The organism is Paenibacillus sp. FSL H7-0690 (genome assembly GCF_037980415.1).
Lineage (GTDB): Bacteria > Bacillota > Bacilli > Paenibacillales > Paenibacillaceae > Paenibacillus_AQ > Paenibacillus_AQ odorifer.
In genome coordinates this window covers 5,497,200-5,511,268 of record NZ_CP150281.1, presented here as the reverse complement: position 1 = coordinate 5,511,268, position 14,069 = coordinate 5,497,200, and the positions used below count along the sequence as shown (strand labels likewise).

Here is a 14,069-nt window from a genome sequence, read left to right as displayed (position 1 = left end):
TGGTGAATGATAATCTGAATTAGATTGCAAAGAACTTTGAAAAAAAAGAGTTGCAATAAATCAGAAAGCATGATATATTATAAGAGTTGCTGCTGAGACATTAAACGGCGCCAACGAGAACTTGATCTTTGAAAACTGAACAACGAGTGAGTAGGAAATCACGTAAGTGAAATCCAAATTAGAGAATTAATTTTCTCGTCAGATGTTTCAAAATGAGCATATCGCTCTTTTCAATACTAATTGGAGAGTTTGATCCTGGCTCAGGACGAACGCTGGCGGCGTGCCTAATACATGCAAGTCGAGCGGAGTTATTTTGAAAGCTTGCTTTCAAAATAACTTAGCGGCGGACGGGTGAGTAACACGTAGGCAACCTGCCCTTCAGACTGGGATAACTACCGGAAACGGTAGCTAATACCGGATAATTTCTTTTTTCTCCTGAGAGAAGAATGAAAGACGGAGCAATCTGTCACTGAGGGATGGGCCTGCGGCGCATTAGCTAGTTGGTGGGGTAACGGCCCACCAAGGCGACGATGCGTAGCCGACCTGAGAGGGTGAACGGCCACACTGGGACTGAGACACGGCCCAGACTCCTACGGGAGGCAGCAGTAGGGAATCTTCCGCAATGGGCGAAAGCCTGACGGAGCAACGCCGCGTGAGTGATGAAGGTTTTCGGATCGTAAAGCTCTGTTGCCAGGGAAGAACGTCCGGTAGAGTAACTGCTACCGGAGTGACGGTACCTGAGAAGAAAGCCCCGGCTAACTACGTGCCAGCAGCCGCGGTAATACGTAGGGGGCAAGCGTTGTCCGGAATTATTGGGCGTAAAGCGCGCGCAGGCGGCTATTTAAGTCTGGTGTTTAAACCTTGGGCTCAACCTGAGGTCGCACTGGAAACTGGGTGGCTTGAGTACAGAAGAGGAAAGTGGAATTCCACGTGTAGCGGTGAAATGCGTAGATATGTGGAGGAACACCAGTGGCGAAGGCGACTTTCTGGGCTGTAACTGACGCTGAGGCGCGAAAGCGTGGGGAGCAAACAGGATTAGATACCCTGGTAGTCCACGCCGTAAACGATGAGTGCTAGGTGTTAGGGGTTTCGATACCCTTGGTGCCGAAGTTAACACAGTAAGCACTCCGCCTGGGGAGTACGGTCGCAAGACTGAAACTCAAAGGAATTGACGGGGACCCGCACAAGCAGTGGAGTATGTGGTTTAATTCGAAGCAACGCGAAGAACCTTACCAGGTCTTGACATCCCTCTGAATCTGCTAGAGATAGCAGCGGCCTTCGGGACAGAGGAGACAGGTGGTGCATGGTTGTCGTCAGCTCGTGTCGTGAGATGTTGGGTTAAGTCCCGCAACGAGCGCAACCCTTAACTTTAGTTGCCAGCAGGTAATGCTGGGCACTCTAGAGTGACTGCCGGTGACAAACCGGAGGAAGGTGGGGATGACGTCAAATCATCATGCCCCTTATGACCTGGGCTACACACGTACTACAATGGCCGGTACAACGGGAAGCGAAGCCGCGAGGTGGAGCCAATCCCATCAAAGCCGGTCTCAGTTCGGATTGCAGGCTGCAACTCGCCTGCATGAAGTCGGAATTGCTAGTAATCGCGGATCAGCATGCCGCGGTGAATACGTTCCCGGGTCTTGTACACACCGCCCGTCACACCACGAGAGTTTACAACACCCGAAGTCGGTGGGGTAACCCGCAAGGGAGCCAGCCGCCGAAGGTGGGGTAGATGATTGGGGTGAAGTCGTAACAAGGTAGCCGTATCGGAAGGTGCGGCTGGATCACCTCCTTTCTATGGAGAATCGTTCTCTGCAATGAGGACATTCAAATCGGAAGCTCAGCTTCCAAAACTCAGGTTTAGGCCTGTTACTCACTCGTTGCTCAGTTTTGAGAGTTTAAGCTCTCAAGTAAGACTTGATCCTTGAAAACTGGATACCGAAACGAATTTGCGTTTTAGAACATCTTTTAGCAACTTGTGTAAACAAGTAAATGTTATTAGTGAGATGATTCCAAAGAGAATGTCATCGTATGATATTTTCCTGCGGAAAAATCAAGGTTAAGCTAATAAGAGCACACGGAGGATGCCTAGGCGCCAGGAGCCGACGAAGGACGTGGCGAACAACGAAACTGCCTCGGGGAGCTGTAAGCAAGCTTTGATCCGGGGGTGTCCGAATGGGGAAACCCAGCTGTGGTAATTCGCAGTTACTCATTTCTGAATACATAGGAAATGTAGAGGCAGACCAGGGGAACTGAAACATCTAAGTACCCTGAGGAAGAGAAAACAATAGTGATTCCGTCAGTAGCGGCGAGCGAACGCGGAACAGCCTAAACCTAAGAGCTTGCTCTTAGGGGTTGTGGGACGTCTCACATGGAGTTACAAAGGAATATGGTAGGTGAAGAGGTCTGGAAAGGCCCGCGATAGAGGTAAAAGCCCTGTAACCTAAACTGTATTCTCTCCGAGACGGATCCCGAGTAGTGCGGGGCACGTGAAACCCCGTATGAATCCAGCAGGACCATCTGCTAAGGCTAAATACTACCTGGCGACCGATAGTGAAACAGTACCGTGAGGGAAAGGTGAAAAGCACCCCGGAAGGGGAGTGAAATAGAACCTGAAACCGTGTGCTTACAAAAAGTCAGAGCCCTATTAATGGGTGATGGCGTGCCTTTTGTAGAATGAACCGGCGAGTTACGTTTAACATGCAAGGTTAAGCCGAGAAGGTGGAGCCGCAGCGAAAGCGAGTCTGAATAGGGCGAATTAGTATGTGGACGTAGACCCGAAACCGTGTGATCTACCCCTGTCCAGGGTGAAGGTGCGGTAACACGCACTGGAGGCCCGAACCCACGTACGTTGAAAAGTGCGGGGATGAGGTGGGGGTAGCGGAGAAATTCCAATCGAACTCGGAGATAGCTGGTTCTCCCCGAAATAGCTTTAGGGCTAGCCTCGGTATAAGAGTAGTGGAGGTAGAGCACTGATTGGGTGCGGGGTCCGCAAGGATTACCAAGCTCAGTCAAACTCCGAATGCCATATACTTATTGCCGGGAGTCAGACAGTGAGTGCTAAGATCCATTGTCAAAAGGGAAACAGCCCAGACCATCAGCTAAGGTCCCCAAGTGTGTGTTAAGTGGGAAAGGATGTGGAGTTGCACAGACAACCAGGATGTTGGCTTAGAAGCAGCCACCATTGAAAGAGTGCGTAATAGCTCACTGGTCGAGTGACTCTGCGCCGAAAATGTAACGGGGCTAAACACACCACCGAAGCTATGGCTAGATACTATGTATCTGGGGTAGGGGAGCGTTGTGTAGGGGTTGAAGGTGTACTGAAAAGAGCGCTGGACACTACACAAGTGAGAATGCCGGTATGAGTAACGAAAAGATCAGTGAGAATCTGATCCGCCGAAAGCCCAAGGTTTCCTGAGGAAGGCTCGTCCGCTCAGGGTAAGTCGGGACCTAAGGCGAGGCCGAAAGGCGTAGTCGAAGGACAACAGTTTGAAATTACTGTACCACCGTAATCCGCTATGAGCGATGGGGTGACGCAGGAGGGTAGTGACGCGGACTGATGGATGTCCGTCTAAGCAGTGAGGCTGATGTGTAGGCAAATCCGCACATCATTAAGGCTGGGCTGTGATGGGGAGCGAAAATTGTAGTAGCGAAGGTCATGATCTCACACTGCCAAGAAAAGCCTCTAGCCAGGAGAAGGTGCCCGTACCGCAAACCGACACAGGTAGGCGAGAAGAGAATTCTAAGGCGCGCGGAAGAACTCTCGTTAAGGAACTCGGCAAAATGACCCCGTAACTTCGGGAGAAGGGGTGCCCCGGTAGTGTGAATAGCACGAGGGGGCCGCAGTGAAAAGGCCCAAGCGACTGTTTAGCAAAAACACAGGTCTGTGCGAAGCCGCAAGGCGAAGTATACGGGCTGACGCCTGCCCGGTGCTGGAAGGTTAAGGGGAGTGGTTAGGGGTAACCCGAAGCTATGAACCGAAGCCCCAGTAAACGGCGGCCGTAACTATAACGGTCCTAAGGTAGCGAAATTCCTTGTCAGGTAAATTCTGACCCGCACGAATGGCGTAACGACTTGGGCGCTGTCTCAACGAGAGATCCGGTGAAATTTTAATACCTGTGAAGATGCAGGTTACCCGCGACAAGACGGAAAGACCCCATGGAGCTTTACTGCAGCTTGATATTGAATTTGGGTACGATCTGTACAGGATAGGTGGGAGCCGTAGAAATCGGAGCGCAAGCTTCGGTGGAGGCGCCGTTGGGATACCACCCTGATCGTATCTAGGTTCTAACCTAGTACCCTTATCGGGTACGGGGACCGTGTCAGGCGGGCAGTTTGACTGGGGCGGTCGCCTCCTAAAGAGTAACGGAGGCGTTCCAAGGTTCCCTCAGAATGGTTGGAAATCATTCGCAGAGTGCAAAGGCATAAGGGAGCTTGACTGCGAGACCTACAAGTCGAGCAGGGACGAAAGTCGGACTTAGTGATCCGGTGGTACCGCATGGAAGGGCCATCGCTCAACGGATAAAAGCTACCCTGGGGATAACAGGCTTATCTCCCCCAAGAGTCCACATCGACGGGGAGGTTTGGCACCTCGATGTCGGCTCATCGCATCCTGGGGCTGAAGTAGGTCCCAAGGGTTGGGCTGTTCGCCCATTAAAGCGGTACGCGAGCTGGGTTCAGAACGTCGTGAGACAGTTCGGTCCCTATCTGTCGTGGGCGCAGGAAATTTGAGAGGAGCTGTCCTTAGTACGAGAGGACCGGGATGGACGTACCGCTGGTGCACCAGTTGTTCCGCCAGGAGCATGGCTGGGTAGCTACGTACGGACGGGATAAGCGCTGAAAGCATCTAAGCGTGAAGCCCCCCTCAAGATGAGATTTCCCAATTAGTAAGACCCCTTGAAGACGACGAGGTAGATAGGTTGGAGGTGGAAGTGCAGCAATGCATGGAGCTGACCAATACTAATCGGTCGAGGGCTTATCCTATAGTTAGAATGCAGATTCGTTTCGGATTCAGTTTTCAGGCATCAAGCTCAGATTTATATAGTCCAAGTGACTGTGTGATGATGAATTTGTTTTCAGCATTTGGCGATGCTGAGACCTGAATAATGCATTTGTACCGCAAATGCCCGTTTGGTGGCGATAGCGGAGGGGTTCCACGCGTACCCATCCCGAACACGACCGTTAAGCCCTCCAGCGCCGATGGTACTTGGACCGAAGGGTCCTGGGAGAGTAGGACGTTGCCAAGCACGCAAGACCACTGTTGAGTATTCGACAGTGGTCTTTTTGTTGTACGATGTTTAGCAGTTTATTATAAGGATAGGCAATCACTGTGAAGTGGTTTTTGAATGAAAATTAGTTCATGGAGGCAAATGATCATGATTATATGGATCAATGGTGCTTTTGGTCCAGGGAAGACAGAAACCGCAAATGAAATTTATCGAAGAAAAACATAGCTAGCGAATATGATGGAATAATTATCGTACCTATGACCCTAGTGAATCCGGATTATTGCAGGGAAATCATCAGCAAGTTAATTGATGGAGGTATAGAGCTTTATCATTTTAGTTTGTGTGCCTGCCGAGAGACCTTGCTTAAGAGATTAAGCATTAGAGTGAAGGAAAAGACTCTTGGGCTGCTCAGCAGATCGACAGGTGCATCAGAGGGCTTGATCACGAGGTATTTAAGCAGCATCTAGACACGAATGATAGAACTATAGGTGAAATCGTTGAGATAATAGCTCAAAAGCTTCATATCAATCTATTACCTAGGGAAGAGTAAAAAGAAAAATAATTAGTTTAGGTATTGCTATACTTAATAATACATGATATAATCTTTTTTGTTGTCAAAACAATTTGTTTTTAAAACGGCCCGTTGGTCAAGGGGTTAAGACACCTCCCTTTCACGGAGGTAACATGGGTTCGAATCCCATACGGGTCACCATTTCTTCTTGAAACAGCTTCAGACTTCTAGAAAAAAAGGTTGCATTACAGATTTGATTATGTTATGATAATTAAGTTGCTTCTTTACATGGAGGCTTAGCTCAGCTGGGAGAGCATCTGCCTTACAAGCAGAGGGTCGGGGGTTCGATCCCCTCAGCCTCCACCATAACACATCCCCAAAAGTGAAGTTAATGCTTCACTGAGGATTCTGGATACTTTCCGGGGGATCCAAGGGAATTAATACTTTTTTACTGACGCGGGGTGGAGCAGCCCGGTAGCTCGTCGGGCTCATAACCCGAAGGTCGCAGGTTCAAATCCTGCCCCCGCAACCAATTTTCATTAAGCAATTATTCTTCTGGAACCGTGGTGTAGTTGGCCTAACATGCCTGCCTGTCACGCAGGAGACCGCGGGTTCGAATCCCGTCGGTTCCGCCATTTTCTTGCTTTATGAGCCATTAGCTCAGTTGGTAGAGCACCTGACTTTTAATCAGGGTGTCGAAGGTTCGAGTCCTTCATGGCTCACTTCTTTAGTGAGTCGGACATCAATACATACCGTGTGCGGACGTGGCTCAGCGGTAGAGCATCGCCTTGCCAAGGCGAGGGTCGCGGGTTCGATTCCCGTCGTCCGCTCCATATAAATTTTGCGCCCTTAGCTCAGCTGGATAGAGCGTTTGACTACGAATCAAAAGGCCGGGAGTTCGAATCTCTCAGGGCGCGCCATATTTTAACTTAATACTTTGCCGGTGTGGCGGAATGGCAGACGCGCTCGACTCAAAATCGAGAGGGAAACCGTGGAGGTTCGAGTCCTCTCACCGGTATATCGAAAAAACTTGTAAGATTGCTTTCAGCAATTTTACAAGTTTTTTTATTTTCTGAGTATTGGTCATACCCCTGTCAAGTAGACAAATGAAAAAAGCTATGCTGCCAGCGCGCACCGATAGTTTTGCTTGAAAGCGGTGATATTTCCGCTCTTGAATTACACTGTTTGAGGTACAACTCCTCTGTTTTGAGATGCGAAAAGAAGGATTCGAAACATGCATTATCTAGGGAGGTAGCTTTGCGAGAGTGCTGCCTTTAATGCCGAATACCTCTAATCCTGTATTGTATGCCTGAGACGTGTATTGGAAGCCCTGAACCGAATGGAGCACGGCTTCCAATGTACGTCTCTTTTTCTTGTCCACTTCGTAACCGTATCCAACACGAGTTGAACATCGTTACGTTCTGACAATTGCAAAGTGACAATCTCGTTGTTGAATAGATCTTGTATGACGGATAAGTAATGAAAGTTAGTTCCGTCCGAAATATAGGTAATATCCGTTACCATTTTTTGCTGTGGTGCTGTGGTGCTGTGGCATGAAATTTACGTTTTAAGCGATTCGGGAAAACGATAGAAAGGGTATAACTAGACTGTCTTCGATTCTTTCGAATGATAGATTTGATCGATAGTTCTTTCATGATTCGCCATACTTTCTTGTGATTCACGTTGAAGCCTGCCTCCTACATGGCAGTCGAAATGCGAGGATAGCCTAAATCTGGATGCGAAAAATGAATGGCCATCATGTGTTCCTTGATCTCTTGATTTTTGTCATTCCTGGCTCTGACGCTTAGGCTATGTAGCTAGCCATTTGTAGTAACTGGTCCGTGATATCCCTGCAATCGCTATGAGGTCTGTAATATGATGCGGGTAGCGTAGTTCTCTCGCTGCCTGGGAGCTTCTCCTTTATTAGATTTGGATACCGCTTTTTTAAATATCCACCTGCGCTTTCAGGTAGTCACTTTCTTGTTCGACACTACCAAAGGACGTGCGAGAGCGACCTTTCCTAGGATTCATCTCTTTTTCCTCATTTTTACGTTCATCGAAAGAATCTCCGTTTTTCCATTTTCTCACCCAAACCTTCAATTGCGTGCAACTACGGATACCTTGTTGTTCAGCTATGATCGTATAGCTAGATGATCCATCTAAGTAGGTTCTAACCGCCTTTAATTTAAATGCTTCTGTATACATCTGAAATGTTTGTCCTTTTTTCGCCATAAAAATATCCCCTCCAAGTGTTACTCGAATCTCCATGATAACATGTAGTTTTTTTCGAGTGTCTACTTGAAGGGGATAATACCACTGTTCAATAAAACGGAAGTTTTATTTGTTCTTGTTCTCTTTATCTTTTCAATTACCGATTTTTTCGGATGAAGCTGTTCAATTTTTTATAGTGATGCGAAATGGTCATACAAAAAATTCGGCTACAGACTGATTCCAAGATCTATCATTCAGGAGATTTTACTCATAATACCATTGACAACCATTTGTTAATAAAAATTTAAGATCTACACACCTAGATTTTTAAGGTGTTCAATCTATAATTTGTACCAAGAAGAATAGGTATAAAATGGAAGTTGAGAAAATTGGTGATAAATTAAAGTTATACGAAAGATTAAGTCAGTTGAAATAAACGATAAAATGTAGAATTACATATAAAAAATGGAGGTGTCTTAGTGAAAAAAATCTTAATGTTTGTATTAACTATAACCATTTTGATTGGAGGAAGCCTCTACTTCCAAAATCAAAGCAGCTACTCAGAATATGCAAGCATACAGGATGATAAAACCATCTCAGAGGATTTAATTACCTTAGATAATAATCCGAAGGATGTAAAGTCAGAGAATAAGAATCCGGGCAATGAGGAATCTCCAAAGGATGCAACGCTAGATGATAAAAGGACTTTTGAGGATATTGCTTTGGACAAACGTCTTGATGAAGGGAGGAAAAAAAATGAAAGAACTTATCGGGAGCAAGGAAGAAAAGAGTCTTCAATTAGGCCAACAATAGAAGTTCCATCTCTTTCTATCGAGGATATAACAGGCATCTACAAAACAGTTGATGCATACATGAGAGAAAATTCAGATCGGTTTCCCGAACCAGCGGACAATGGCACTAGGGGAAACACTGATGATCCGAGAATCCAAAATATTCTATACAAGGAAGAAAAAACAGGTATCATAGCAGGATTCGAAAATGAAAATCTGTTCGCATGGGAAGTGAAAAAGCTGGACGGAGAATATACCAACCTCCTGTTAGGTAGAAAGTCTACGGGAGAAGAATGGCAAGTTCTCTCGGAAGGAGACGTATATCAATTGAGAGAGGAAATTAGCGATGGAAATTAAAGCGGAGAATTTAACAAGAACATTTGGAATGAAACGGGCAATCAGTGAACTAAATTTTACATTGCCTGAAGGTGTGTATGGGCTTTTGGGAGATAATGGGGCAGGGAAAAGCACCTTGATGAGAATCCTTGTGGCAATTGACCATCAAACTAGTGGTAAGGTTACCTTTAACGGCAAGGATATCTTCCATATGAACGACGACTACCGGAATCTTGTGGGATATATTCCCCAGGATTTCGAGGTTTATTCCGCGTTTACAGCAACAGAATATCTGGAATATATGGGAGCACTGAAGGGGTTGTCAAAAAAAGAACTGATGCACAAAGTTCCAGAGGTATTACAGTTTGTCAACCTGGAGAATGTTGCTAATAAAAAGGTCAAAACCTTTTCCGGAGGGATGAAAAGGCGGGTGGGCATTGCCCAAGCCATTATTAACGATCCGAAGATATTAATTTTTGACGAGCCCACCGCTGGGCTTGACCCCCATGAGCGAATCCGTTTTTCAAACATCATAAGCGAAATGGGACAGGACAAGATCATCTTGTTTTCTACCCACATTATTTCGGATATCGAAGCAATTACCACCAATGTGATCATCCTAAATCAGGGGAAAATTAAAGAGCAAGGTAATGTGCAAAAGATGTTATCCGGGATTAAAGGAAAAGTATTTACTGAGGAGATGGACAGAGAGCGACTGGCCTCCTTTAAAAAGGAGCACCTGATCGTACGGATCCGGCAGGAAGAAAACGTTGTTAATGTCCGTTACTTGGGAGAAAAGGAATCAGGCGCAATCGTATGCGAGCCCACGCTGGAAGATTACTACATCTACTTAGGGAGTGGGAGCCATGCGTAATTTCATTCCATTAGAACTGAAAAAAATATTAAATAAAAATACAGTAATTATCAGCCTACTCTTTCTCACTATTATTCTGATCCCCTGGATTCAAACCGCCAAGAGTATAGATGTCTTGGATGATGAGGGAACCATACATAGCGGTCTTGGAGGCTGGAAAATTTTAAGGGAGCGCACGGTTGAGGGCACGATGACGACGGATTATTTATTACAAATGAAACAAAACTACGAAAACAGCGTGGACAAACCTTATATTGAAGGCGAAGTAGATACAGATCGCAAGTTGGGAAAAAGATTAACTTTTCCTCACGATGCGCTGAACTGGGAACTGAACTTTCCATATATAAAGTACCGTGTTCTCGATAACAGCTTAAATTTAACGGATGAGCAGCTCTCCAATTTTTATGTAGATTGGAAGGGCAGTTTTACCGAATATTTATCCACTGAACAAAATCTATTTCCTTATACAGAGAAACAAATCGAAATCATATCCCAGAAAATGCAAAAAGTACCCACCCCATTTTTATTCAAATACGATAGTGGCTGGGAGTACCTGAAAATAGGTTTATTAAATACGATCTACCTTTTCTTTATGTTCTTGGCCTTTATCCTATGCGAAGGATTCTCCAAAAACAGCAGCAAAGGAATTGACAAGGTGACCTTATCCACCAAGGAGAGCAGGAGGAGGCTGCTCAGCTACAAGCTTGGTGCCGCTTGTGTGTTTTCTACGATAGCCTATTTTGTGTATATTGCGATCATACTGCTATTTATTACCGCAGTGTATACGCTGCACGGCTGGGACTCTTCGGTTCAAATCGGAACAATTACATTTTATTCTATGAATCAGCTTCAAGAGGGGTTACTCTATATTTCCATGGGATACTTTTCCACACTTGTCGTGACGCATCTTATCCTGTTTTTGTCCGTGGTTTTTAAAAGAGGGAAACTGGTATTAGCACTTTCACTGATTTATTTTTATCTCGTAAATACTTATCAGATGGGGAGGGGGGCGCTGATTGAAAAAGTGATGGTCTTCATGCCCCAGAACTTTATCAATAATCTTATAGGCATAGAGAAATTATATTTTGTGGGTAATACTGTATTTCCTTATGTTTTTGTCGCCCTGTTTCTGGGTACTGTGTACATTCTCTTATCTCGAATCGGTATCTCTATATGGATGAGAAGATATTATTTACAGTAGAGGAAGGTAGGTGAAATCATGAGCTATTTATCAAAAGTAAACAGAAGTAAAATCCTAAACATAAACATATTCGGTTTTTTGTTGGCATTGTTTCTGATACTTACCTTTTACAACTTAGACACCATCAAAACAGGTTATTTAAATCAGGCAAGATATGAGGTAACAGATGGGACGGAATACCGGTATTTCTATCAACCGGAGGTATTGGATGAAGTTGAGATTAATAAAATTTTGGAAAAATACAGAGAACTTAGCCTACCAGAAGACAGGAATAAAGCGGATGTTGCAGATTTGCCAGCCTTGGATATAATTATCCAAGTGTATGGCTGGAACTGGACTGGAATACGGGATGTCTCAGCAGAACAATTTTATCAGGACAGGGCAGACATCATCAAAAGTGCACAGAAGGAAGCGGGGAGTTCTAGGGAAGGAATCAGCAACGGGAATTTTGCAGCGGCTTCTCTCTCCGAACCTATCCGGATGGGTTATGCCGAGGGATGGAAGAACGTTAACTCAGGGATGAGCCAGTGTGTTTTTATTGTCCTGGTTCTCATTTCCATTCTACTGGTCCCAATTTTTAATGAAGACGAGACCTTGGGCGTGGACGGACTGGTCAAATCCACGAGGTTTGGAAAACGTAAGCTGAGTAGGATACGGATTATCAACGCCTTCCAGCTCTCTTTATTGCTTTATCTGACGGCGGTAGCGATTTACATTACGCCTATATTCTTTATGTACGGTTTACAAGGAGCGGATTTGCCTATACAAAGTAGTCCACAATTTTTTTTATCAATGGTTGCGGTGAATTATTTCGAGCAGTTTTTAATCAACCTGGTTATTGGATATGTGGCAATCTCACTGATGACAGGGATTACTTTATTGATCAGCGTATTAGTCACACAGATTTATACTGGCTACGCCCTGTTACTATTCACCATAGCCATATCTTACGCCATTCAGATGAGCGAGGTATTCTTTCTGAAACATTATGTGGGCAATTTTCTGCCCATGCAGATAGCCAAGTTCAATAGCTATTACACAAGTTTTGAACCCTATGGAGGTATTTCTAGAATTATTGCCGTTCCTTCCATTACTGTTGCAGTTTTATTTATACTCCTACTATTTTTGCCAAGATGGATTAATAAAATGAGGTTTACTTCTTAGATTGAGCATTACGCATAAAGTTAAAACACATCAAGGATAAAAAAATGAAGTGAAGTTCGGAAAGAAGGTAGATGATGTATTCATTTTTTATTTTATGCGAAGCTGGATCAGAAAAAGATGGTATTAGCAACAACGGTTTAGCTCACGTTCTAGAGCACTTTGTTATACTGGCGATGCTCAAAGATTTTTTCACAGAGAAAGAAAGTAATTTGAGAGGACAAACAAGTTACTGCTATTGCTTATATAGTTGGAGCAATGCGAAGTACCAAGTAGGTTTAAACCTTATCTTTGAATTTGAAAACTATGTGAGGAGGATATTAGATAATAAAAATGAATATTATGACTTAATGTTAATGGCCATTAGAGAGGTCGAGGAAGAAATACTATCGAAACACAATGAGGTGGCAAAGATCAATGTAATGATTCATTTTTTAAATAAAGATATTGTTTCTCGACCAATAGGCCTACTTGAGGACGTAAAAAGTTTGAACGTTGACCAATTATTTGAGACTTTAAGTAGTATTTATGTAGCAGGAAATTTAAGATATTTCATTTTTAATCATGAAAAAAATGAGTTTGTTATTTCTGACTTGCCTCAAAAAACAAAGCGAAAAGGTTGTGTGGAAAAGCAAGAATTCCATGACAAAGAACTGGAACGGATAGCATCTAATTTAAATATAGATGTACAAATATTTAAATTATTTTGTAATAGTGATAAAAAAGTTGCACTTTCTAGTACTTATTTTTCTAAGATTTTTAACAAAGAACAAACGATTCTCAATGAATTGTACTTGATAAGTATTTGCAAATTATTAGATAAAGCTTATGGTGTCAAAAATAACTGTAAATTTGAAATTATATTTTTTAGTAATGAGGACTCTACTAGAATTTACTATATATTTGAATTAACGAGCAGCAATGATATTTACGAGACTCCAAATAAGATAACCATAGATGTGGAACAGATAATAAATTTCATGCTTGAAAGTGTAAATTTCCACGAGTTAAAAGAGGAGTTAAGGATAAATGTATACAGTAATAGATTTAGTCCAATAAGTCGAAGTGAATGCGAAGCAGAGATATTGAATAAAGTTTACTTTAATAATTTTCAAGTAATAAAAGATTATGAAGATTTTGCTGATATTTTACGGAATGTTACGATTGATAAATTCAAAGGATTCTTGTATTTTGCGTTAGGGGAGATAGATGACTTAATTATTTTTGAATAACGTAAAAGACAGGCCGACAGTTTTCCTCGCTTTGGAGTCTAGAGTCCATTTTCATTGATCAAAATAAACTTGCCGGATGACTGACTTCTATGATACACCACACTTTCACTAGACGAATGGTTTCATTATATAAATTGGTACGGGTGTAGCACCTGGTCATCAAGTCGCCCTCAATGCGAATATGTGGATTGATTCGCTTCTTTACCTTCACAATGATCTGAGCAGTTGAGTGCTACCAAAGCATTGATATTGAGTAAGCCAAGTGTTGCTAGGAATCAGGTCAATGTTACCTTGAGAATGAATGCACTCATCGGGCGATGGAAGCGGTTCGTCCGTCATCATCGCGTTCTTGATGTTGAACATAGAGTAAGGGAGTTTATCAGGTTGTTCGATACCAAAGTACATCGTTAGATTCCCTTGAGGATCAAAATCAATCAGTAATATCTTTTTTCCTTCATTATATAAGGCGTAAGCCAGGTTATAAGCGGTGGTGGTTTTACCTGTACTGCCTTTTTGATTAGCGA

Annotated in this window: 8 protein-coding genes, 8 tRNA genes and 3 rRNA genes; 16 read left to right on the top strand and 3 right to left on the bottom strand. The window is 43.8% G+C overall.

Annotated features, from left to right (window positions below):
• Window positions 1-237: 237 nt before the first annotated feature.
• From MHI32_RS24310 to MHI32_RS24260, 11 genes are all read left to right on the top strand, one after another.
• Window positions 238-1,795 (top strand): 16S ribosomal RNA (locus MHI32_RS24310).
• A gap of 262 nt (window positions 1,796-2,057) precedes the next feature.
• Window positions 2,058-4,983, top strand: a 23S ribosomal RNA gene (locus MHI32_RS24305).
• Window positions 4,984-5,129: 146 nt separating this feature from the next.
• Window positions 5,130-5,246, top strand: a 5S ribosomal RNA gene (rrf, locus tag MHI32_RS24300).
• Together the 16S, 23S and 5S rRNA genes form the textbook arrangement of a ribosomal RNA operon.
• Window positions 5,247-5,865: 619 nt before the next feature.
• A tRNA-Glu gene (locus MHI32_RS24295) sits at window positions 5,866-5,940 on the top strand.
• An 89-nt stretch (window positions 5,941-6,029) separates the two neighbouring features.
• Window positions 6,030-6,105, top strand: a tRNA-Val gene (locus tag MHI32_RS24290).
• Between the two features lie 89 nt (window positions 6,106-6,194).
• Window positions 6,195-6,271 (top strand) — tRNA-Met (locus MHI32_RS24285).
• 25 nt (window positions 6,272-6,296) lie between these two features.
• Window positions 6,297-6,374: transfer RNA gene (locus MHI32_RS24280), tRNA-Asp, on the top strand.
• A 14-nt stretch (window positions 6,375-6,388) separates the two neighbouring features.
• Window positions 6,389-6,461: transfer RNA gene (locus tag MHI32_RS24275), tRNA-Lys, on the top strand.
• Window positions 6,462-6,497: 36 nt separating this feature from the next.
• Window positions 6,498-6,572 (top strand) — tRNA-Gly (locus tag MHI32_RS24270).
• 10 nt (window positions 6,573-6,582) lie between these two features.
• Window positions 6,583-6,659: transfer RNA gene (locus tag MHI32_RS24265), tRNA-Arg, on the top strand.
• 19 nt (window positions 6,660-6,678) lie between these two features.
• Window positions 6,679-6,757 (top strand) — tRNA-Leu (locus MHI32_RS24260).
• A gap of 499 nt (window positions 6,758-7,256) precedes the next feature.
• Here MHI32_RS24260 and MHI32_RS24255 read toward each other — a convergent pair.
• Together MHI32_RS24255 and MHI32_RS24250 are read right to left on the bottom strand one after the other, a co-directional pair.
• Window positions 7,257-7,421, bottom strand: coding sequence for a hypothetical protein (locus MHI32_RS24255; RefSeq protein ID WP_139331146.1), 165 nt, complete (start codon window positions 7,419-7,421; stop codon window positions 7,257-7,259).
• 262 nt (window positions 7,422-7,683) lie between these two features.
• Window positions 7,684-7,971, bottom strand: coding sequence for a transposase (locus MHI32_RS24250; RefSeq protein WP_339244607.1), 288 nt, complete (start codon window positions 7,969-7,971; stop codon window positions 7,684-7,686).
• A gap of 458 nt (window positions 7,972-8,429) precedes the next feature.
• On the opposite strand from MHI32_RS24250, the gene MHI32_RS24245 reads away from it, so the two are divergent.
• From MHI32_RS24245 to MHI32_RS24225, 5 genes are all read left to right on the top strand, one after another.
• Complete coding sequence (locus MHI32_RS24245; RefSeq protein ID WP_036687472.1) at window positions 8,430-9,098, top strand: hypothetical protein; 669 nt, start codon at window positions 8,430-8,432, stop codon at window positions 9,096-9,098.
• A complete protein-coding gene (locus MHI32_RS24240; protein WP_076220372.1) occupies window positions 9,088-9,951 on the top strand; it encodes an ABC transporter ATP-binding protein in 864 nt (287 codons plus the stop codon). The genes MHI32_RS24245 and MHI32_RS24240 overlap by 11 nt, the downstream gene beginning before the upstream one ends.
• Window positions 9,944-11,152 (top strand): hypothetical protein, encoded by a 1,209-nt coding sequence (locus MHI32_RS24235; protein WP_076185530.1) that lies wholly within the window; start codon window positions 9,944-9,946, stop codon window positions 11,150-11,152. The genes MHI32_RS24240 and MHI32_RS24235 overlap by 8 nt, the downstream gene beginning before the upstream one ends.
• An 18-nt stretch (window positions 11,153-11,170) precedes the next feature.
• Window positions 11,171-12,316: a hypothetical protein gene (locus MHI32_RS24230; RefSeq protein ID WP_076220373.1), complete on the top strand. Its 1,146-nt coding sequence runs from the start codon at window positions 11,171-11,173 to the stop codon at window positions 12,314-12,316.
• Between the two features lie 71 nt (window positions 12,317-12,387).
• Window positions 12,388-13,545 (top strand): hypothetical protein, encoded by a 1,158-nt coding sequence (locus MHI32_RS24225; protein ID WP_339244600.1) that lies wholly within the window; start codon window positions 12,388-12,390, stop codon window positions 13,543-13,545.
• A 207-nt stretch (window positions 13,546-13,752) separates the two neighbouring features.
• Here the strand turns inward: MHI32_RS24225 and MHI32_RS24220 are convergent, their stop codons facing one another.
• Window positions 13,753-14,022 carry an AAA family ATPase gene (locus tag MHI32_RS24220; RefSeq protein ID WP_254849021.1) on the bottom strand — a complete coding sequence of 90 codons (270 nt, stop codon included), beginning with the start codon at window positions 14,020-14,022 and terminating at the stop codon, window positions 13,753-13,755.
• Window positions 14,023-14,069: the final 47 nt, after the last annotated feature.